Raw genomic sequence first — 20,233 nt, 5'->3', positions numbered from 1 at the left:
TCCCCTAGCGCGGGTACTTCGACGCCGGCGTCTCCCACTGCGCCAGCGCCGCGCCGGCGGAGGCGAGGTCGTCGGCGACGATCAGGCGCTCGAGGTACCTCCCCAAGAGGAACCCGGCGCCGACGACGGTGCGCAGGTAGTCGACCAGCGGGGTCCAGTAGGCCGTGCCCAGCAGCACGATCGGGTACGGGAAGTGCCCGAGCTGCTGCAGGGTCCAGGTCTCGAAGAACTCGTCGAGGGTGCCCGAGCCGCCCGGCAGCACGAAGACGACACCGGCCGCCTCGCGCAGGGCGGCCTTGCGGGCTGCCATGTCGGGGGTGCGCGTCAGCTCGCTCAGGCGCGGGTGCGCGATCTCGGCGTCGATCATGCTCTCCGGCATGATGCCGCGCAGCCTGCCGCCGTGCTCGACCACCGCGTCGCCGAGGACCCCCATCAGCCCCACGGCACCGCCGCCGTAGGCGACCTCCACCCCGGCGCGCGCCAGCCCTGCGCCCAGGCCCGCGGCCAGGGCACGCCCGCGCGGGTCGACGCCCTCGGCGGAGCCGGCGTAGACGGTCGCCGTGCCACAGGCACGCAGCCGCTCCAGGCCCGCCAGGGCGGTGCGCGAGAGCTGCGCGAGCTCGAGCCCCTCGCGATCGGCGGGGGTCAGCCAGCGGGCCTCGGCGATCTCGGAGTCCGGGCGGGCCTCGAGGACCTCGTCGGTCAGCCACAGCTCGCCGCGCACGGTGAAGCCGGGCTCGTTGGCCGCCCGGGCCGCAAGGCTGCCCAGGCGCACCATGCGGGAGCGGTCCGGGGTGCAGCCGATCTCCTCGGCGCACTCGCGCAGGATGGTCTGGTCCTCGGTCTCGCCCGCCTCGGGCTTGCCACCGGGGAACTGGAACTTCCCGCTGCCGCGCTTGCGCACCTGCAGCACCGCGCCGTCGTCGCGGCGGGCGATCAGGCCGCAGACGTGGATGACGCGCTCGTCGGAAACGCCGGGGGACGCAGGGGGGTTGGTCATGCGGCCCGTTATACCCCTCACCGCCGCCGGTCGCGGCTGGAGTGCCCGCGCAGCCGGTCGAGCTCGCGACGCTCCTTCTTCGTCGGACGCCCCGCGCCCCGGTCTCGCACCGGCATGCTCGCCAGGATCTCCTTCGGCGGGGGCGGCGGTGTGTGGTCGATGTAGCAGCTGCGCGCCACGGGCGCGGAGACCCGCGTGCGCACGGTCGCGGTGACCTCGACGTCGACCTCGTGGTGGTTGGCCCACACGCGCACCCGGTCACCCGGCACGACCTGCTGGGCGGGCTTGACCGAGGCCCCGTTTAGCTTGACGTGCCCGGCCCGGCATGCCTGGCCGGCCGCGGACCTGGTCTTGATCAGGCGCACGGCCCACACCCACACGTCGATGCGCACCGGCAGCCCCGAGGGCTCCCCGCGTCCGGGTCCCCCACCGCTCTTCGCCATCGTCTTGATCCTCCGTCGCGCCCGTGCCGGGCGCGCATCCACGCCGCGGCGGCGCCTCGAGCGCCGCGGGCGCCGCAGCGCTCGTCTAGTACTGGTCCCTGTGGTTGACGATCTTGCGGATCCGCGACCAGTAGTACCCGCCGCCGACCACCGCGACGACCAATCCGACGACCAGCCAGGTCCAACTGGTGAACAGCAGACCCAGGGCGACGCCGCCGACCACGCCGCCGCCGACGCAGACCGCGGCGTTGCGCGAATAGGTTCGCACGGCGGACTTGCGGGCCTCGATGGGGTTGCGGGGGTAGCGCTGCATGCTCATGCGGACGATTCTATCCGCTCCCCCGCCGCTCTCACCTCTCGGCGGGGACCTCCACCCAGGCGGTGCCGGCCTCCGCCGGCTCGGCCGCGCCGGCGGTCACGGCCGCGAGCGTCGTGAACAGCCCCTCGACGCCGTCGAGGTCGCAGGCCACGGTCAGAGTGACCGCCGCGCCGTAGGCGACGTCGGCGACCGTGACCCCGCGCGCTCGCAGATCGGCCTCGACGCGCCCGGCGTCGGCGTGCGGCAGCTCGAAGGTGAACAGGCGCCGGCGGACCCGCCGCACCCGCGGCACCTTCGGCAGCAGGTCGCCCACAGCGTTGGAGTAGGCGTGCACCAGCCCGCCGGCGCCGAGCTTGACCCCGCCGAAGTAGCGCACGACCACCGCGGCGACGTCCAGCATCCCGGAGCCCTTCAGCTGCTCGAGCATGGGGCGCCCGGCGGTGCCGGAGGGCTCGCCGTCGTCGGAGGAGCGCTCGACCGGGTTAGCGTCGTCGACGTGGTGGATGAACGCCGAGCAGTGGTGGCGCGCGTCCGGGAACTCGGCGCGCGTGGCGTCGATGAAGGCCCGGGCCTCGTCCTCGTCGCGCACCCGGCGGATCAGGCAGATGAACCGGGAGCGCTTGATCTCGTGTTCGCCGCGGAACGTCTCGCCCGCGACGGGCAGCAGGTAGGAGCTCATCCGCCGAGCATGTCGAACTCGTGCATGGTGCGCAGCGTCTCCTCGGCCTCGGCCTTCTCGACGGTGTCGACGGCAAAGCCGTGCTGGAACATCACGAAGTCACCGACCTCGACCTCCGGGGTATAGGCGAAGCAGCAGGGCCGCTCGTCGCCGACGACGTCGATGAGGCCCATCGGCATCAGGCCCTCACCGGTCTTGATCACCTTTCCGGGGATTCCCAGGCACATACGCTTACTCCTTTTCTCCGGGTTCCATCGTAGCGACCTCCACGTGCATCGCCCCGGGCGGCGCCGAGGAGCACGGCAGGCACGGGTCGGCCGTGCGGATCGCCTGCTCCATGCCCTCCTCGCCGGCGCCGGAGCGCGCCGCGTCGGTGAGCATCGCCGCCAGCCACGGCTCGTTCTGCGCGGTGGGCGTGAGGATCCAGCAGCCGGTGAGCGTGCCCTCGGCGTCGACGTCGAAGACGTGCGCGAGCAGCCCGCGCGGCCCGTCGACCAGGCCCACGCCGCGGCCCTGGTGCTTGACGACGCCCTCGTGGTCGCCGCCGGCGCGCAGCGCGCCGTCGCCGGTGGTCTCCCCGAGCGCGTCCAGTGCGGCGGCCACCCCGTCGAGGCTGTCGGCCACGCCGAAGCGGTCGCCGCGGGTACCCCGGGCGGCCGGGCCCACGCGGTAGGGCAGCCAGTCGCCGCCGAAGAGCACCTCCGGGCGCGGTGAGGTGGCACCGGGGCGCGACTCGCGCACCCGCTCCGGGAACTCGGCGACCGGGTAGATCTCGCGGGTGTCACCGGCGACCACGGCGAAGAACGTGCCGAGCGGGTCCCAGGTGCCGTCGGCGTCGCACAGGAAGACGTCGGCGGCGCCGGTGAAGGCCGGGGCTGCGAGCCCCGGCAGCGCGGCGGCACGTTCTCGTAGGTCGGCGAGCACCGCGACGTCGACAATCGAGGTGTCGGCGTCGTTTTTGACGCCACCGGGCACGGCGACGTCCGGGAAGTGGCCGGGACAGCCGGCGGCCTCGAGGACCTGCTTGCCGAATCGCTTGAGCTCGACGGCCAGCTCGCGGTGGGTGAACAGCAGCTTCGGGGCGAGCGTGTCGAGCACCGAGCCGTGGTGCAGCAGCGAGCGCACCGCCACCGCGCGCGGCGGGACGGTGAGGCCGGTGAGGTCGTCGAGGGCGCGCATCGCGGCGAGGTGGTGGGTGACCGGGCACAGCCCGCACAGGCGGGTGACCAGCTGCGGGACCTCCGCGGTGGTGCGCCCGACGAGCATCGGGTCCACGCGCGGGAAGCCGCTGAGGTCGAAGGCGGCCTCGTCGACGTGGCCCTCGGCGTCGTGGCGCACGTGCACCACGGCACCGGCCGGGTCGACGAGCTGGTCGACGCGGAGTTTCTCTGTCATCGCTTCCGGATCCTTCCTTTCACGGGGTGTGGCCCCTGCCCGCGATCCCAGGCAGGCGGTTGTCCCTAGGATGGGGGCCATGCATGAGCTGAGTCTTCTGACCGGGGTGGTCGACGCCGTCGAGTCGAGCGCCGGCGGGCGCGCGATCGAGGCCGTAGGGCTGACGGTGGGGCGCCGCTCCGGGGTGGTGCTCGAGGCGCTGCACGGGGCGTGGCCGGTGGCGCGCGCGGGCACGGTGTGCGAGGGCGCGCGCCTCGAGGTCACGGACGTGCCGGCGACGGTGTACTGCCCGGAGTGTGCGGCCGAGCGGGAGATCGACGAGTTCTTCGACCTGACCTGCCCGGTCTGCCACACCCCGACGGCGGACCTGCGTCACGGGCGTGAGTTCACGCTCGACTGGGTCGACGTGGCCAACGGGGACGCCGCGGACTCGGCGGACTGAGCCGGGTCGTCTGCGCCGGCGGCACCGTCGGCGCCACCGGTCCAGGCGGCGAGCTGGTCGAGGGCGAGCCGTGCGGCGGCCTCCAGGCCGCCCTGCGCGGTCTCGGTCAGCCCGACGGTCAGCTCGATCTTCTCGGCGACCACGCCGACGACGACCAGCTCGGCCGGTTCGTCGTTGAGCAGGCGCGCCGCGCCGAAGAGGTCCATCAGTCCCACCTGGTGCGGCGAGACGTTCTGCGGGATGAAGCGGCGGATCTCCGCCCCCTCGAGCCGCACGGCCTCGCCGGGGGCGCCGGGGCCGGCCACGGCGTCGAGCACCAGCAGTCGCTCGGCGTCCTGGAACTCGCCGAGCAGCTCCAGGCCCGCGATCGCCCCGTCGACGTAGTCCACGCCGGCCGGGCCGCGGTCCTCGACGAGCTCGAGGAGTGCCTGGCCGATGCCGTCGTCGCCCATGATGGTGTTGCCCACCGCCAGGCAGGTGACCTTTCCGGGGACGGTCACGTCAGCCGATCCTCGGGCCGTCGACCGGGTTGGAGTCGCGGTGCAGCCAGTAGCCGCCGTTGAGCATGGCGGACAGGCCGGAGTGCTCCTCCACCGAGTCGGCGCGGATGACCAGGTAGACGTGCAGGATCACGAACGCCCAGATGATGAACATGATCGCGGCGTGGATCAGACGCACCCACGGGATGCCCAGCAGGTCCACCGGCAGGCGCACGATGTCCCAGTACCAGACCGACGGCTTGGGCAGCGCGTAGAGCGCCAGGCCGGTGAAGATCTGGATGACCGAGAGCGCGTAGATGCCCGTGTAGGCGAACTGCTGCAGCGCGTTGTGGCCGACGTAGAGGGGCGCGGGCCCCTTGCCGAGGAACAGGTAGTTCTGCGCGGTGCGCAGCATGTTCTTGGCGTCCTCCATGTTGTAGATCGGCCACAGGGAGCGCCACCGGTTCTGCCGGGTCTTGGCCACGCACAGCAGCCAGACCCGCCACAGCGCCAGCACGCACCAGGCGAAGCCGCAGGCGATGTGGGCGAAGCGGATCCAGCCCATCAGGAAGCCGGTGTCGGCGGCCGGGTCGGGCCCGAAGAACGGGTCCATGATGAAGTAGCCGGTCAGCGTCAGCAGGATGATCAGCGCCAGGTTGATCCAGTGCTGCCAGCGCAGGGCGGTCGGCCAGACCTCCACGCGCACCCACTCCGGGGTGTTGTTGTCCACGGCGCGGGCCAGCTCGGACTCCTTGACCACGGACATGGCCACGAAGCCCTGCATCTGCATCGGCCCGACGTTGCCCAGCAGGTCCTTCTCCGCCACGGCCACGCCGAGGCAGCGCCGGCCCATCCGGCCCATCGAGCGGACGTTGCGGTTGAGCAGGCGGCGCTGGGCGCCGGTCATCTCGGCGACCTCGGCGACCGACTCGAGGTCGCCGCGCAAAATCACGCGGTCCTCCATGTCGGCGCGCGAGTAGCGCTGCTCCGGGGTCGCGGGGGTGAACTTCTCATCCGGGACGATCTCCGGCTCCACGCCCTGGCGGTTCGCGCGCAGCGAGCCGATCAGGGCCCGGTCAACCGGGTCGTCGGAGCCGGCCGGGGCGACGGCCGCCGCCTCGAGCACCTCGGTGGGAGCCAGCCGGGACAGGGCGAAGGCCTGGTAGGCGCGGATCGCGGGGGCGTCCGAGGCCGCCCGTCGCAGCGAGGAGGTCATTCTGTCATCACCTGGAAGATCTCGTTGCCCTCCGGGTCCAGCAGGTGGACGCCGCAGGCCATGCACGGGTCGAAGGAGTGGATGGTGCGCAGGACCTCGAGCGGTTGCTTCGGGTCGACCAGCGGGTGGCCGCCGGCCAGCGACTCCTCGTAGGGGCCGCGGTTGCCCTCCGGGTCACGGCCGCCGGCCAGCCAGGTCGTCGGGACGACGGCCTGGTAGTTGGCCACCTTCTTGTCCTTGACGGTGACCCAGTGGCTCAGGCAGCCGCGGGCGACCTCGACGATGGCGAAGCCGTCGGCCTCCTCGGGCCAGGAGCTCGGCTCCCAGCGGGTCTTGTCGAAGACGTCGAAGTCTCCGTTACGCAGGTTGTCGATGAACTTGGGGAAGATCTCGTCGCGCAGCTTCTCCGAGGCCGTCACCGACTCCACAGCGCGCGCCAGGGTACGCCCGGCGGTCGAGTTCAGCTGGGAGACCTTGATGTCGTACTTCTTGAGGGCGGAGTCGACGAGCTCCTTGGTGCGCTTGTGGCCCTGGATGTAGGCGCTGAGCACGCGCGAGATCGGGCCGACCTGGGTCGGGCGGCCGTCGTAGCGCGGCGCCTTGGAGAAGGTGTAGCGCCCGTCGTCGGCGTGCGCGAGCCACTCGTACGGCGGCTCCGGGCCGGTGTAGTTGGCCGTGGTCTCGCCGACCGAGGGGTGCAGGCCGACGTCGTTTCCCTCCTCGTAGGTGAACCAGGCCGAGGAGATGTACTCCTTGATCAGGTCCGGGTCCAGCGGGTGGACCTTGGAGTAGTCACCGTCGAGGATGACGCCGGGGCGCACCCCGTCGTCGCCCAGCGAGACCGGCTGGTCGAGGTCGTGGCCGACGTAGGCCGTGCCGGCCATGCCGACGGCCAGGAAGTTCGGCGCCGCGGCCCCGATGTCGAAGTAGTCCTTGTAGACGCCCATGATCGCCAGGGCGTCCGGGAGGTAGCAGTCGTTGACGAACTCGTGGATCTCCTCGATCCACTGGCGGATCTTGTCGATCTGCACCTGGTTGACCGTCTCGGACTTCTCCGTGTCGATCGAGCAGGCCATGCCGCCGACCAGGAAGTTCGGGTGCGGGTTCTTGCCGCCGAAGACGGTGTTGATGCGGATGATCGAGCGCTGGAACTGCAGCGCGTCCAGGTAGTGGGACACGGCCATCAGGTTGGCCTCCGGGGGCAGCCGGTAGTCCGGGTGCTCCCAGTAGCCGTTGGTGAACACCGACAGCTGGCCGGAGTCCAGGATCTCCTGGAGGGTGTTCTTGACCTGGGTGAACTTCTCCTCGGAGTTCAGCTTCCACTTCGAGCCGATCGATTGGGCGAACTCGACGGTCTTCTTCGGGTCCGCCTCGGCGGCCGCGACCACGTTGACCCAGTCCAGGGCGTGCAGGTGGTAGAAGTGCACGACGTGGTCGTGCAGCTCCTGGGAGCTGAGCACCATGTCGCGGATGAGCTGCGCCTGCTCCGGCGGCCGCGAGCCGATGGCGTCCTCGACGGCGTGCACCGAGGCGATCGAGTGCACGGCCGTGCACACGCCGCAGATGCGGCCGACGAAGGCCCAGACGTCGCGCGGGTCGCGCCCGCGGCAGATGTCCTCGATGCCGCGGTACTGCGTGGTCTCCGACCACGCGTCGGTGATCTTGTCGTTCTCCGTCTCCAGCTCGATGCGCAGGTGGCCCTCGATGCGGGTGATCGGGTCGACGACGATGCGTTCTGCCATTGTTCTCGGGTCTCCTCTACTTCGCGCCGTCGCTACCGGTGCCGGTCACACCGTCGGGTCCGCCCACGCCGTGGGCGCCGGAACCGCCCGCGCCGGGCGACGCGGCGTCGTCAATCGTGGTCGCCGTGGCACCGGCGGGTTGCTTGTCGTTGTCGTCGCCGAAGGCGGCGAGCAGCTCGACCTCGCCGGACTCGCGGCGCACGCCGATGGTCTTGAAGGCGGTGATCGCGCCGTGGACGGCCACGCCCGCGCCGGCGACGCCGAGCAGGCCGAGGCCGATCTTCTCCGCGGAGGCCTCCACGCCGAGGCCCGGGATGTTCGGCAGCACCTCGTAGAACGGGGTGAACTTGTCGAAGAAGTCCTTCTCCGTGCAGCCGATGCACGGGTGGCCGGCGCCGATGGGCCAGCTGGTCTTCATGTTCCACTGCACGATCGGGCAGGGCGCGTAGGTCGACGGGCCCTTGCAGCCGACCTCGTAGAGGCACCAGCCGTTGCGCGCGCCCTCGTCGTCGAAGGCGCGGACGAACTGGCCGGCGTCGAAGTGCGGACGGCGCTCACAGGAGTCGTGGATGCGCTGGTCGTAGGCGAACTTCGGGCGGCCCTGGCTGTCGACCTCCGGCGGCTTGCCGTAGGTGAGCAGGTAGGTGATGGTCGCGGTGATGACCTCGCCGATCGGCGGGCAGCCGGCGACCTGGATGACGGGCTTGTCCTTGATGATCTGGTCCACGCCGACCGCACCCGAGGGGTTCGGGTTGGCGGCCTGGACGGAGCCCCACACCGCGCAGGCGCCCACGGCGAGCACCACGGTGGCGTTCTCGGCGGCGTCGAGCAGAATCTGCTCGGCGGACTTGCCGGCGATCGTGCAGTAGGCGCCGTTCTCCTTGGTGGGCACGGAGCCGTTGACCACCAGGATGTGCGGCTCCTTGAACATGTCGTAGAGCGCCTCGTCGGCCGCGGTGCCGGCGGCGGCCATGATCAGCTCGTTGTAGTTCATGGACAGCTGGTTGAGCACCAGGTCCTCGACGGTCGACGAGCCCGAGCGCAGCAGGGACTCCGTGCAGCCGGTGCACTCCTGCAGCTGCAGCCAGGCGACCAGCGGCTTGTCGGCGCCGCCGAGGGCCTCGGCGATCTTGTCCGTCTCCTCGGCGTCGGCGTAGGCCGGGTCCGGGCGGCCCACCGCGAACAGCCCGGCCATGGCGGCGCACAGCTGCATGAAGTTGCGGCGCTTCACCCCCTGCCGCTCCAGGTTCTCCAGCAGGGTGCCGCCCCGCCACACGTGTGCAAGATCCATGATGTTGGAACCTCAATCTGTTGTGGGGAAACCGCGGTAAGACCGCCCGCCCCCGAACAGGGGGTGCGGTAACCGCACATACACAAACCCAGGTTATCAGCGCTGATAGGTTCTGACAGAACCGGAGATAAGCACTTTGGGCTGGGTGTCCTAAGAAACTTCGGTCAGCGGCCTCGACCCGGGGGCACCCGGGCCGGGGCGGAGTCGGGCCGGGACCGGTCCGTGGGCGACCCGGATGCCGCCGGAGACCGGTCCGTGGCCCGTGGCTACCGCGCCAGGCGCGGGTCGAGCCAGGCGAGCCACTCGTCGACGCCCTCGCCGGTGCGCGCCGAGCACTCGATGACCTTCACACCCGGGTTGACCTTCTCCAGGTTGGCCCGGAAGAGCTCCATGTCGAAGTCCAGGTGCGGCAGCAGGTCCATCTTGTTGACCACGACGACCTCCACGGAGCGGAACATCACCGGGTACTTGACCGGCTTGTCCTCGCCCTCCGTCACCGACGCGATCATGGCGCGGCGGTGCGCGCCGACCTCGAACTCGGCCGGGCAGACCAGGTTGCCCACGTTCTCCACGAGCACCAGGTCGAGGGTGGAAAGATCCAGTCCCTCGAGGGCGTGGGCGACCATCGGGGCGTCGAGGTGGCACTCGCCGCCGAAGCCGGCGCCGGTGTTGAGCAGGGAGACCTGTGCACCGAAGCCGGCGAGCTTCTCGGCGTCGATGCCGGTCTCGATGTCGCCTTCGATCACGCCGACGCGCAGGCGGTCCTGGGCGGCGGCCAGGGTGTGGCGCAACAGGGTCGTCTTGCCGGCGCCCGGCGAGCTCATCAGGTTCACGCAGGTCACCGAGTTGTCGTCGAAGGCCTTGCGGTTGGCGGCGGCCAGCCGGTCGTTCTCCGAGAAGATGTCCTCGAGCACGTCGATGCGCTCGCGGCCCGTCTCGTAGCCGGAGTGGTCGCCGACGTCGCGGTGGTCCTCGTGGTGGACGATCACGTCGTGGTCGTGGGTGTGGTCGTGACCGTGGTCATGGTCATGGCCGTGGTGGTGCTCGTGCACGGTGCCGTCGGCGTGACGGTGGAAACGTCCCATGGAAAACATCCCTCCCGGGCGCGGGGCGCCCAAAGACCTCTAGGTGTGCAGTTCCCGCCGGTGACGTTCTCGCGGGGTCTCAGGCGACCTCGATGTCCACGACGGTGAACTCTTCCCCGCCCACGATAGTGGTCTTCGCGGGGCACTCCGGGCAGGTCAGGTCGAGCTGCCCGCTCACCTCCGTGACGTGCCCGTTGGCGCACTCGATGACCAGCGGGACCCACTCGACCTCGAGCCCGGCGTCGGCCAGGTCGGTGCCGTCGATGACGAAGCCCCAGGCCCACCGCAGGGTCTCGGGCACGACCTGCCGCAACGCCCCGATCTTCAGGTGCACGCCGGTGACCCGGCGCCCGCCGGCGGCACGGCGGACCACCCCCGCCAGCTGGTTGCTCAACGCGACTTCATGCACGCCCCAGACCCTATCGGCCGGCCCCGGGCCCGGGTGCACGCCCCGGCTAGGCTCGGGGACCATGGCCCAGATCATCCGCGTCCGCACCCTGGTCACCGGCGTCGTGCAGGGGGTGGGCTTCCGCCCGCACATCGCGCGCACGGCCGCGCGCCACCCGGTCACGGGGCTGGTGGGCAACGACGACCGTGAGGTCTTCATCGAGGCTCAGGGCACGCGTGAGGCGGTGCACTCTTTCCTCGACGAGGCGCTTGGAACACTGCCCCCCTTGGCCAAGATCACAGGCCGACGTGAGACCCCGGTCTCCCCCGTTGAGGGGGAGGAGATCTTCCGCATCGTGGCGTCCGAACGGGCCTCCGGCGAGCGCACGCTCATCCCCCCGGACTCGGCGACGTGCCCCGACTGCCTGGCCGAGCTGCACGACCCCGACGACCGCCGCTACCACCACCCGTTCATCACGTGCACCAACTGCGGGCCGCGCTACTCGATCATCACGGACCTGCCCTACGACCGGCCGAACACGACGATGGCGGGCTTTCCGATGTGCCCGCGCTGCGCCGCCGAGTACGCCGACCCGCTGGACCGCCGCTTCCACGCCCAGCCGGTGGCCTGCCCGGACTGCGGGCCGACGATGTGGCTGGAGCGCGACGGGGAGCGCCTCGACGGCGAGCCGGACGAGCTGTTCGCCCTCGCCCGCGCGGAGCTCGACCGCGGCGGGGCGCTGGCGGTCAAGGGCATCGGCGGCTTCCACCTGCTCGCCGACGCCCGCAACCCCGAGGCCGTGGCCCTGCTGCGCGAGCGCAAGCACCGCCCGGACAAGCCCTTCGCCGTGATGGCCCCGCGCCCCGAGGAGGTCGCCGGCTTCACCGACGCCGAGCTCGAGCTCGTCCACTCGCCCGCCGCGCCCATCGTCATCGGCCGCGACCTGGGCGTGCTGGCCGCCGGCGTGGCCCCGCGCCTGGGCGAGGTCGGTGTGATGCGCCCCTACTCCCCGCTGCACGAGCTGCTGGTGGACCGCCCGGTCATCGCGACCTCGGGCAACGTGCCCGGCGAGCCGGTCTGCCACACCAACGACGCCGCGCGCGCGAAGCTGGCCCGCCTCGTCGACCTCTTCGTCCTGCACGACCGCCCCATCCACCTGCCCGTCGAGGACTCCGTCTTCCGCGGCACCCGCCCCGTGCGCCGCGGGCGCGGATTCGCCCCATTGCCGCTACGTCTCCCGCTTGACGACGCCGCGCCGGCCGACGTCGCGTGCGTGCTCGCCGTGGGCGGGGAGTTGAAGAACGCCTTCACGCTCGCCGTGGGCAAGCGCGCGAACGTGGCCGGTCACCTGGGCGACATGGCCTCGCTCGCCGGCAGGCGGGCCTTCGACGCCTCGACGGCGGACATGCTGACCATGCAGCGGGCCACCCCTACGGCGGTGGCCTGCGACCTGCACCCGGGCTACTCGACGAGGGCGTGGGCGGAGCGCTTCGCCGAGGAGCACGACGTGCCGCTGATCGGCGTGCAGCACCACCACGCGCACGCGCGCTCGCTGCTGGCCGAGCACGAGGTGGCCGGCCGGGCGGTGGTCGCCGTGGTCGACGGCACCGGCTTCGGCACGGACGCCACTGTGTGGGGCGGCGAGGTGCTCGCCGTCGACGCGTCCGGGCCGGACTGGTCGCGCGCCTGGCACCTGCCGGTCTTCCGGATGGCCGGCGGCGACAAGGCGGTGCGCAACCCCTGGCGGCTGGCACGCGGGCTCGTCGCGGCGCTGGGCGGAGGTACCGGTGACGGCCCGGATGACGCGGCAGACACGGCCCGCCGGCGCCTGGCCGCCGCGGTCGCGGAGGCCGACTGCTTCGCCGGGGTCGACGCCGCCGAGCTGCGGCTGGTCGACTCGCAGCTGGCCTCGGGCACGGGCACCGTGGAGTGCTCCTCGGCGGGCCGCCTCTTCGACGCCGCGGCGTTCCTCTCGGGCGCGTTCACCGGGCCGGTCAGCCACGAGGGCCAGGCGGCCATGGAGTTCGAGGCCCTGGCGCGCTCGGCCGGTGACGCGCCGGGCGACGCCGGGCCCGCCGCGCCCCGGGCGACCGGGCCACAGGCGGGTTCCCCGACGCACTCCCCCGCCCCCGCGCACCGCACCCCCGACGACGACCGCGAGGCCGTCGCCGCGCTGCTCGCCGCGGTGGCCGGTCGCTCCGCCCCCGTCGCGGAGCGCGCCCGGGACTTCCACCGCGGCCTCGCCGGACTCTTCGCCGCGCGCCTCGAGGCCGCGGCCGAACAGGCCGGCACGACCGTGGTCGGGGTGACCGGCGGCTGCGCGCTCAACCGGCTCTTCGTCAGCGATCTCGCCGCCGCTCTCTCGGCCCGCGGCCTGAAGCTTCTCGAGCACCACACGGTGCCCGCCAACGACGGCGGGCTCTCGCTGGGTCAGGCGGCCGCCGCCCGCGCCGGCGTCGACGACTTCGCCCGTCTCAACTGACGCGCGGGCGTCGGCAATCACGGCGCCGCACGTCGCACGGAACCGCCCACGGGGCGCACCGCGGGCGTCGTCAAGCAAAATCAGCAGATGCGCGGCAGCGGGTCGCCGGCGAGCTTGTCCACCATGCGCGCGCCGCCGAAGCCGGTGACCAGCACCACGGAGGCGGCCGGCTCCTCGACGATGCGGCCGACCAGGCGGGCCTCGGGAGCCCCGGCGGCGCGCACGGCCTCGACGGCGGCGTCGGCGGAGTCCTTCGGCACCACGGCCAGGAAGGTGCCCTCGTTGGCCACGTAGAGCGGGTCGATGCCCAGCACGTCGCAGGCCGCGCGTGTCATGTCGCGCACCGGGATGGCCTCGTCCTCGAAGGCGACGCCGAGGCCGGTGGCGTCGGCCAGCTCGTTCGCCACGGTGGCCACGCCGCCGCGGGTGGCGTCGCGCATCCAGCGGGTGTCCGGCACCGCCTCGAGCAGCGCGGCGGTCAGCTTGTTGACCGCGCGGGTGTCGGAGGCGATCGGCGCGTCCAGGGCGAGGTCGCCGCGCGCCATCATCACGGCCATGCCGTGGTCGGCGATCGGGCCGGACAGCAGGATCCGGTCGCCGACCTGCACCTTGCCGAAGCCGGTGTCGCGGCCGGCCGGGATCACGCCCACGCCCGCGGTGGTGATGTACAGGTGGTCGGCGGCCCCGCGCGGGACGACCTTCGTGTCGCCGGTGGCGATGGTCACGTCGGCCTCGGCGGCGGCGTCGCGCACGGCCTCGGCCACACGCCGCAGGGTGGCGACCTCCAGGCCCTCCTCCAGGATGAAGGACACCGAGATCAGCTTCGGGTCCGCGCCGGCGACCGAGAGGTCGTTGACGGTGCCGTTGACGGCGAGCTCGCCGATGGAGCCACCGGGGAACTCGATCGGGTTGACCACGTAGGAGTCGGTGGTGAAGGCGAGCTTCGCGCCCTCGGCCTGGGCGTCGGCCAGCAGGCTCGGCAGGTCCACGACCGCGGAATCGCCGCCCTGGTCGAGCATCTCATTGCCGTAGACGTCAAAGAACAGGCGGTCCAGCAGCGTGGTCGACTGCTTGCCGCCCGCGCCGTGGGACAACGTGATGTGGTCGTCCTTCAGCCGGCCGGGGTGACGCCGCACGCGCGAGATGTTGTCATTGACGCGCTCCTCGTCCTGGTTGATGCGGTTTTTCGGTTCCACGCTTACTCACGGCCTTTCTCGGGAGATAACGGGGGTCGGTGTTAGGCTCGACGGTAGTCCAGAAAACCTTGAGGAGGTTGCACATGTGCCTCGGAGTGCCCGCCCAGATCGTCGAGATGAAGGATCCCGGCCGCGCCACCGTCACCATCGGCGGCGTCAACCGCGTCATCTCCACTGATCTGCTCGTCGACGAGGGCCTCGACGTCGGCGAGTGGGTGCTCGTCCACGTCGGCTTCGCCCTGAGCAAGATCGACGAGGACGAGGCGACGACCACGCTGCAGCAGATCCGGCAGCTCGGCGCCAACACCTACGAGGACGAGCTCGACTCGTTCTCGACATCCAGAATCGACTGACCCGCGGGCCGGACCCTCCATCCGGCCCGCTCTTCGACGTCGCGTCGGTCCCCGTCGCCGGGCCCCGCACCCGTGGTGCGTGGTCGGCGGTGCGCGGCCGGCGCCCCGACGCCCGGCGCCTGCGCGCCGCCCCTGTTTCCCGTTTCCGCCCCTCTCCAGGAAGGTGCACTGCCAAGTGAAGTTCGTCGACGAGTTCCGCGACCCGGCTGCGGCCCGCGCCCTGCTCAAGCGCATCGAGCACGACGCGGCCAAGCTGGACCGCCCGATCAAGATCATGGAGATCTGCGGCGGCCACACCCACACCATCTACCGCTATGGGCTGGAGAACCTCCTGCCCGACAACATCGACCTGGTGCACGGGCCGGGCTGCCCGGTCTGTGTCATCCCGATGGGCCGCGTCGACGACGCGCTGTGGCTGGCCCGCCAGGACGACGTCATGCTGACCACCTTCGGCGACATGATGCGCGTGCCGGGTTCCGACGAGTCGCTGCTGCAGGCCCGCGCCCGCGGCTGCGACGTGCGCTTCGTCTACTCCCCGCTGGACGCGCTGAAGCTGGCCCAGGAGAACCCGGACCGCAAGGTCGTCTACTTCGCCGTCGGCTTCGAGACCACCGCACCGTCCACGGCCGTCACGCTGCGCACCGCCAAGGCGCGCGGGGTGAAGAACTTCTCCGTGTTCTCCAACCACGTCACCATCGAGCCGCCGCTGCGTGCGATCGCCGACGGCGGCGAGACCGAGGTCGACGCCTTCATCGGGCCCGGCCACGTGGCCACCATCGTGGGCACGAAGGCCTTCGACTTTCTGGCCGAGGAGTTCAACCTGCCGGTCGCGGTGGCCGGCTTCGAGCCGCTGGACATCCTGCAGTCGGTCGCCATGCTGCTCGAGCAGTTCGTCTCCGGGCAGGTCGCCCGCGGCGAGGCGAGCGTGGGCAACCAGTACTCGCGCGTGGTCACCGGCGAGGGCAACGTCGCCGCCCAGCGCCTCTTCGACGAGGTCTTCACCGTGCGCGACAGCTTCGAGTGGCGCGGCCTGGGCTGGCTGCCGAACTCGGGCTTCGGTATCTCCGAGGCCTACGCCGACTTCGACGCCGAGCGCCTCTTCGACGTCCCGGACGACCGCGTGGCCGACCCGGTCGCCTGCGAGTGCGGCTCCGTGCTGACCGGGCGTATCAAGCCCTGGCAGTGCAAGGTCTTCGGCACCGCGTGCACGCCGGACACCCCGATCGGCACCTGCATGGTCTCGCCCGAGGGTGCCTGCGCGGCGTACTACAACTTCGGCCGCATCGACAAGGCCGCCACCGCCGCCCTGGCCAACAACTGATCCGAGCGGCTCCGGCCCGGCCGGCACCGGCCCGCCCCCGGCCCGCCGCCGATTTTCCCCGCACCCGCTACATCCGGCGGGCGCGGTCTTTTAGTGTGGAGACCATGAGCTCCCCCACTGAACCCGACCGCCACCCGATCTTCTCCGTGTGGGCCCCGAACGCCGACCGCGTCCGGCTGGTCCTCGACGACCCCGACGGCGGGCGCGTGGATCTCGAGCGCGCCGACGGCGGCTGGTTCGTCCCGCCGGCCGACGCCCCCGCGCCGACCCCGGGACGCCGCTACGCCTTCCAGCTGGCCACCGAGCCGGCCGCCGAGGCGCCCGAGCCCGAGTGGTCCATCCTGCTGCCGGACCCGCGCTCGCGCCGCCAGCCCGACGGCGTGCACGGCTTCTCCGAGGTCGTGCCGACCGAATTCGACTGGACCGACGCGACCTGGACGGGCCGCCCGCTGCCCGGCCAGGTGCTCTACGAGCTGCATGTCGGCGCCTTCACCGCCGACGGCACCTTCGACGCGGCCGTCGGAAAGCTCGCGCACCTGCGCGAGCTGGGGGTGACCACGGTGGAACTGATGCCCGTCCAGCCCTTCGGCGGCGAGCGCAACTGGGGCTACGACCCGGTCAGCTGGTTCGCCGTCCACGAGGCCTACGGCGGGCCGGCGGGGCTGAAGGCCTTCGTCGACGCCGCGCACGCCCACGGCGTGGCCGTGGTCATGGACCTGGTGTTCAACCACTTCGGCCCCGACGGCAACTACACCGGCTTCTTCGGGCCGTACACCACGGGCGCGGCGACGGACTGGGGCGACGTGGTCAACCTGATGGGCCCGGGCTCCGACGAGGTGCGCCGCTTCATCCTCGACGCCACCCGCCAGTGGCTCGGGGAGTTCCACGTCGACGGCGTGCGCCTGGACGCGGTGCACTCGCTCGACGACCGGGGCGCGGTCTCCGTACTGGAGCAGATCGCCGACGTCGCGCGCGACGTCGCCGCGTGCACCGGCGTGCCGCGCTGCGTCATCGCCGAGAGCGACCTCAACGACCCGCGCCTGATCACCCCAGTCGAGGACCTCGGCTGCGGGCTCGACGCGCAGTGGCTCGACGACGTCCACCACTGCCTGCACACGCTGACCGAGGGCGAGCAGTACGGCTACTACCGCGACTACGGGCGCGTCGGCGACCTGGCGCGCACGCTCAGCGAGGCGTACCGCTTCACCGGTGACTACTCGCTGCACCGCGGGCGCTCGCACGGGCGCGGCTTCGACCGCACGCGGATGCCCGGGGCGCGCTTCGTCACCTACACCACCACCCACGACCAGACGGGCAACCGCGCGGCCGGCGACCGCGCCGCCGAGCGCATCACCCCGACGCAGCACCTGCTCAAGTGCGCGTTCGTCTACCTCTCGGAGTTCACGCCGATGATCTTCATGGGCGAGGAGTTCGGCGCGCGCCAGCCCTTCCCCTTCTTCGCCTCGCACACCGACCCGGGGCTGCTGGAGGCCACGCGCACCGGCCGGCTGCGCGAGTTCGCCTCCTCTGGCTGGGACCCGGACACGATCGCGGACCCGGCCGCCGAGGAGACGTTCGCCTCCGCCAAGCTGGACTGGGAGCTTGACGACGCCCAGCGGGGCATCGTCGCCGCCGTGCGCGAGCTGCTGCGGCTGCGCCGCGAGCTCGGCTGCGCCTCGGGCGTGCTTTCCGACGTGCGCGTCGACCACGCCGTGACGGCCACCGTGCGGGAGGCGGGTTCCGGGGCCGCGGTCGGCGCCGACGCCGTGGCCCTGGAGCACGGGTGGGTGGCCATGCACCGCACCGCGCCCGACGGGCGCGAGTGGACGCTGGTGGGCAACTTCTCCCCCGAGCCGGTCACGGTGCCCTTCGGCGGGGAGCTGCGCTACTCCTTCACCGAGCCCGAGGTCGGCGCGGACGAGACCCGGCTCGGTCCCTGGGAGTTCGCGGTCCTGCTGCGCTGAGGTGGCGGCGCCCCGCGAGCTCGGCGCCGCCACCCTGAAGCTTCTTGCTGCGCCCCTCCCCCGTGAGAGGCGCGCCCGATCAGGTCACTGGTCCGAGCCCAGTCGGGAGCCGGCGCCCCTCCCTAGATGAGGAAGGAGTACTCCGGGGTGCCCGGGTGGAGCTGCTGGCAGTCGAGCGGGGATTCGGCCATGCGCTCAAGCAGGCCCTCCAGGTCCGAGGCCCGGCCCAGCTCCAGGCCGACGAGGGCCGCGCCAGTGTCGCGGTTGTTGCGTTTGAGGTACTCGAACCGGGTGATGTCGTCGTCCGGGCCGAGGATCTCGTTGAGGAAGTGACGCAGCTGGCCGGGCTCCTGCGGGAAGTTGACCAGGAAGTAGTGGCGCAGGCCGCGGTGCACCAGCGAGCGCTCCATGACCTCGTTGTAGCGCAGGACGTCGTTGTTGCCGCCGGAGATGATGCAGACCACGGTCGCGCCCGGGGCGACGTCGACGGTCTTGAGGGCTGCCACCGACAGCGCGCCGGCGGGCTCGGCGATGATGCCCTCGTTCTGGTAGAGGTCCAGCATCTCGGTGCACACCGCACCCTCGGAGACGTCGGTGACGTGCACGCGGGAGAGGTTGCGCTCGACGATGTCGTAGTTGATGTCGCCGATGCGCTTGACGGCCGCGCCGTCGACGAAGGGGTCGACGGTCTCGAGGGTGACCGGGTGGCCGGCGGCCAGGGCCGCGGTCAGGCTGGCCGCCCCGGAGGGCTCGACGGCCACCACGCCGGTGCGCGGGGACATGTCGGCCAGGTAGCTGGTCACGCCGGCGAGCAGACCCGCGCCGCCGACCGGCACGTAGATGGTGTCCAGGGTCCTGCCCTGGGCGGAGAGCTGCGAGAGGATCTCGGCGGCGACGGTGCCCTGCCCGATGACGGTGTCACGGGCGGCGAAGGGCTCGACCATCACGGCGCCGCGCTCGGCGGCGTCGGCGCGCGCGGCGTCGGCGGCCTCGTCGAAGTTGTTGCCGGTGACCACCAGCTCCACGGCGTCGCCGCCGTGGACGCGGATCCGGTCGCGCTTCTGCTTCGGGGTCTGGACCGGCACGAAGATCTTGCCGCGGATGCCCAGCGCCTTGCAGGCGTAGGCGACACCCTGGGCGTGGTTGCCGGCCGAGGCGGCGACGATGCCGGCACTGCGGTCCTCGGGGCTGAGCTGGCTGACGGCGTTGTAGGCGCCACGGATCTTGTAGCTGCGCACGTCCTGCAGGTCCTCGCGCTTGAGGAAGACCTGGGCGCCGACGGCCTCCGACAGGCGCGGGCAGTACTGCAGCGGGGTCGGGGCGATGACCGCGGAGATGCGCGCCTGGGCCTGCTGAATGTCGGCCGCGTGAACGGGGTCGAAGGCCGGGGTCTCGTCGGTGGTGCGCGTCTCAGTCATGGAGGAGATTCTAACCTCGCCTCCCGCGCACGGGGGGTCGCAGGCCCGCCTTAAGTTCCCGGGGGATCGTTTCCGCAGGATCGTTTCCCTGCGAACAAACTTTCCTGTTTATGACTTAGGAGGATCCTGGTAGAGTGCTTCTCCGGAACCCGCCCCGGCGCCCGTGTCCGGCGCTCCCGGCGGCACCGCCCGCGGCCCCCGCAGGCCGAGCCGGAACCCGCGTCACCGCAGAAGCCGGCGAACACGACACTTCGAGAGGAACCACCACCGTGAAGAACTTCCGCCGCCGCACCGGCCTCGCGCTGGCCACCGCCGCAATGACCGCCTGCTCGCTGCTCAGCCCCGTCGCCGCTAACGCGCAGAGCTCCGTCGAGGAGACCGCCGCCTCGACGACGGCCCCGGCCGACAACAACTCCTCCAGCACCGAGGACAAGAAGACCGGCGAGCCGACCCCGTCCGCCACCGCGACGGACACCAACTCCAGCACCAACGGCTCCAGCGCCTCGGAGACCCTTTTCGAGGCGTTCCCCGAGTTCAAGGAGTTCTGCGCCTCGGACAAGAAGGCGGAGGAGTACCCGAAGGACTTCACGATCGAGGTCAAGGGCGACAAGCTGGGCTACGAGGCCGCCAAGTCCAAGTGCTCCTACGGCAACCAGCCCGCGTGGGCCTACCCCAACCAGGAGTTCAACAAGGGCCTGGCCATATTCAACACCGTCCTGGCCGTCCTGGCCGCCGTGGCCGGTGTCGTCGGGTTCATCTTCAAGATCAACCCGAACCTGATCAACGACATCCAGGGCGCCCTGCGCTTCTAAGGAACCCCGGGCCGCGGGCGCACCCCGCTGGCCCCGGCGCACAGCACACAGACGCGAGAAAGGCGCGGAGCGAAACGCTCCGCGCCTTTCTGCTGCGTGCGTCAGGCGGCGCAACCGGTGCACGCCCGTCCAAGCCATGGACCGGCGCCACCCGCGCGAAGCGCCAGCTTCGCGCCCCGCCCCCGCCCCGCGCCCGAGCGCGACAATC

At 71.7% G+C, this 20,233-nt stretch carries 20 protein-coding genes; 6 read left to right on the top strand and 14 right to left on the bottom strand.

Going from position 1 to position 20,233, the window contains the following annotated elements:
• Positions 1-4: 4 nt before the first annotated feature.
• The 6 genes from QP119_RS01445 to QP119_RS01420 form a co-directional block, all read right to left on the bottom strand.
• Positions 5-1,000, bottom strand: a complete 996-nt coding sequence (locus QP119_RS01445) for a TIGR00730 family Rossman fold protein (protein WP_284773172.1) — start codon at positions 998-1,000, stop codon at positions 5-7.
• Between the two features lie 17 nt (positions 1,001-1,017).
• Entirely contained in the window at positions 1,018-1,443 is a 426-nt protein-coding gene (locus QP119_RS01440) for an RNA-binding S4 domain-containing protein (RefSeq protein WP_284773170.1), read from the bottom strand.
• A gap of 85 nt (positions 1,444-1,528) precedes the next feature.
• Positions 1,529-1,762: a hypothetical protein gene (locus QP119_RS01435; RefSeq protein ID WP_284773169.1), complete on the bottom strand. Its 234-nt coding sequence runs from the start codon at positions 1,760-1,762 to the stop codon at positions 1,529-1,531.
• Positions 1,763-1,793: 31 nt separating this feature from the next.
• Positions 1,794-2,441 (bottom strand): IMPACT family protein, encoded by a 648-nt coding sequence (locus QP119_RS01430; protein WP_284773167.1) that lies wholly within the window; start codon positions 2,439-2,441, stop codon positions 1,794-1,796.
• Positions 2,438-2,668 (bottom strand): HypC/HybG/HupF family hydrogenase formation chaperone, encoded by a 231-nt coding sequence (locus tag QP119_RS01425; RefSeq protein ID WP_284773165.1) that lies wholly within the window; start codon positions 2,666-2,668, stop codon positions 2,438-2,440. Before QP119_RS01425 ends, QP119_RS01430 begins: the two co-directional genes overlap by 4 nt.
• A 4-nt stretch (positions 2,669-2,672) precedes the next feature.
• Positions 2,673-3,836, bottom strand: a complete 1,164-nt coding sequence (locus tag QP119_RS01420; protein ID WP_284773163.1) for a nickel-dependent hydrogenase large subunit — start codon at positions 3,834-3,836, stop codon at positions 2,673-2,675.
• Between the two features lie 79 nt (positions 3,837-3,915).
• Between QP119_RS01420 and QP119_RS01415 the strand changes: the two genes are divergently transcribed.
• A complete protein-coding gene (locus QP119_RS01415; RefSeq protein ID WP_284773161.1) occupies positions 3,916-4,278 on the top strand; it encodes a hydrogenase maturation nickel metallochaperone HypA in 363 nt (120 codons plus the stop codon).
• Here the strand turns inward: QP119_RS01415 and QP119_RS01410 are convergent.
• The 6 genes from QP119_RS01410 to QP119_RS01385 form a co-directional block, all read right to left on the bottom strand.
• Entirely contained in the window at positions 4,209-4,778 is a 570-nt protein-coding gene (locus tag QP119_RS01410; RefSeq protein WP_284773160.1) for a hydrogenase maturation protease, read from the bottom strand. The genes QP119_RS01415 and QP119_RS01410 overlap by 70 nt on opposite strands.
• 1 nt (position 4,779) lies before the next feature.
• Positions 4,780-5,973: a Ni/Fe-hydrogenase, b-type cytochrome subunit gene (gene cybH / locus QP119_RS01405; protein WP_284773158.1), complete on the bottom strand. Its 1,194-nt coding sequence runs from the start codon at positions 5,971-5,973 to the stop codon at positions 4,780-4,782.
• A complete protein-coding gene (locus tag QP119_RS01400) occupies positions 5,970-7,715 on the bottom strand; it encodes a nickel-dependent hydrogenase large subunit (protein WP_284773156.1) in 1,746 nt (581 codons plus the stop codon). The genes cybH and QP119_RS01400 overlap by 4 nt, the downstream gene beginning before the upstream one ends.
• Positions 7,716-7,731: 16 nt before the next feature.
• The gene (locus QP119_RS01395) at positions 7,732-9,006 is read right to left on the bottom strand and encodes a hydrogenase small subunit (protein WP_284773154.1); all 1,275 of its coding nucleotides are present in this window, start codon (positions 9,004-9,006) and stop codon (positions 7,732-7,734) included.
• 266 nt (positions 9,007-9,272) lie between these two features.
• Complete coding sequence (gene hypB, locus QP119_RS01390; protein WP_284773152.1) at positions 9,273-10,091, bottom strand: hydrogenase nickel incorporation protein HypB; 819 nt, start codon at positions 10,089-10,091, stop codon at positions 9,273-9,275.
• Positions 10,092-10,170: 79 nt separating this feature from the next.
• On the bottom strand, positions 10,171-10,500 hold the full coding sequence (locus QP119_RS01385; protein WP_284773151.1) for a hydrogenase maturation nickel metallochaperone HypA: 330 nt from the start codon (positions 10,498-10,500) through the stop codon (positions 10,171-10,173).
• Between the two features lie 61 nt (positions 10,501-10,561).
• Here QP119_RS01385 and hypF point away from each other — a divergent pair, with 61 nt between their 5' ends.
• The gene (gene hypF / locus QP119_RS01380; protein ID WP_284773150.1) at positions 10,562-12,961 is read left to right on the top strand and encodes a carbamoyltransferase HypF; all 2,400 of its coding nucleotides are present in this window, start codon (positions 10,562-10,564) and stop codon (positions 12,959-12,961) included.
• Positions 12,962-13,041: 80 nt separating this feature from the next.
• Here hypF and hypE read toward each other — a convergent pair whose 3' ends face one another.
• Positions 13,042-14,157 carry a hydrogenase expression/formation protein HypE gene (hypE, locus tag QP119_RS01375; RefSeq protein ID WP_284773149.1) on the bottom strand — a complete coding sequence of 372 codons (1,116 nt, stop codon included), beginning with the start codon at positions 14,155-14,157 and terminating at the stop codon, positions 13,042-13,044.
• 83 nt (positions 14,158-14,240) lie between these two features.
• Between hypE and QP119_RS01370 the strand changes: the two genes are divergently transcribed.
• The 3 genes from QP119_RS01370 (at position 14,241) to treZ (ending at position 17,795) form a co-directional block, all read left to right on the top strand.
• Positions 14,241-14,510 carry a HypC/HybG/HupF family hydrogenase formation chaperone gene (locus QP119_RS01370; protein ID WP_075664178.1) on the top strand — a complete coding sequence of 90 codons (270 nt, stop codon included), beginning with the start codon at positions 14,241-14,243 and terminating at the stop codon, positions 14,508-14,510.
• Between the two features lie 175 nt (positions 14,511-14,685).
• The gene (hypD, locus tag QP119_RS01365) at positions 14,686-15,831 is read left to right on the top strand and encodes a hydrogenase formation protein HypD (RefSeq protein ID WP_284773147.1); all 1,146 of its coding nucleotides are present in this window, start codon (positions 14,686-14,688) and stop codon (positions 15,829-15,831) included.
• A gap of 104 nt (positions 15,832-15,935) precedes the next feature.
• Positions 15,936-17,795 carry a malto-oligosyltrehalose trehalohydrolase gene (gene treZ, locus QP119_RS01360; protein WP_284773145.1) on the top strand — a complete coding sequence of 620 codons (1,860 nt, stop codon included), beginning with the start codon at positions 15,936-15,938 and terminating at the stop codon, positions 17,793-17,795.
• Between the two features lie 122 nt (positions 17,796-17,917).
• Here the strand turns inward: treZ and ilvA are convergent, their stop codons facing one another.
• Positions 17,918-19,213, bottom strand: a complete 1,296-nt coding sequence (gene ilvA, locus QP119_RS01355; RefSeq protein ID WP_284773143.1) for a threonine ammonia-lyase IlvA — start codon at positions 19,211-19,213, stop codon at positions 17,918-17,920.
• 269 nt (positions 19,214-19,482) lie between these two features.
• Here ilvA and QP119_RS01350 point away from each other — a divergent pair, with 269 nt between their 5' ends.
• Positions 19,483-20,025, top strand: a complete 543-nt coding sequence (locus QP119_RS01350; protein WP_284773141.1) for a hypothetical protein — start codon at positions 19,483-19,485, stop codon at positions 20,023-20,025.
• Positions 20,026-20,233: the final 208 nt, after the last annotated feature.

The organism is Corynebacterium frankenforstense, from assembly GCF_030211955.1.
Lineage (GTDB): Bacteria > Actinomycetota > Actinomycetes > Mycobacteriales > Mycobacteriaceae > Corynebacterium > Corynebacterium frankenforstense_A.
This window is presented reverse-complemented; position numbering and strand designations above follow the sequence as displayed.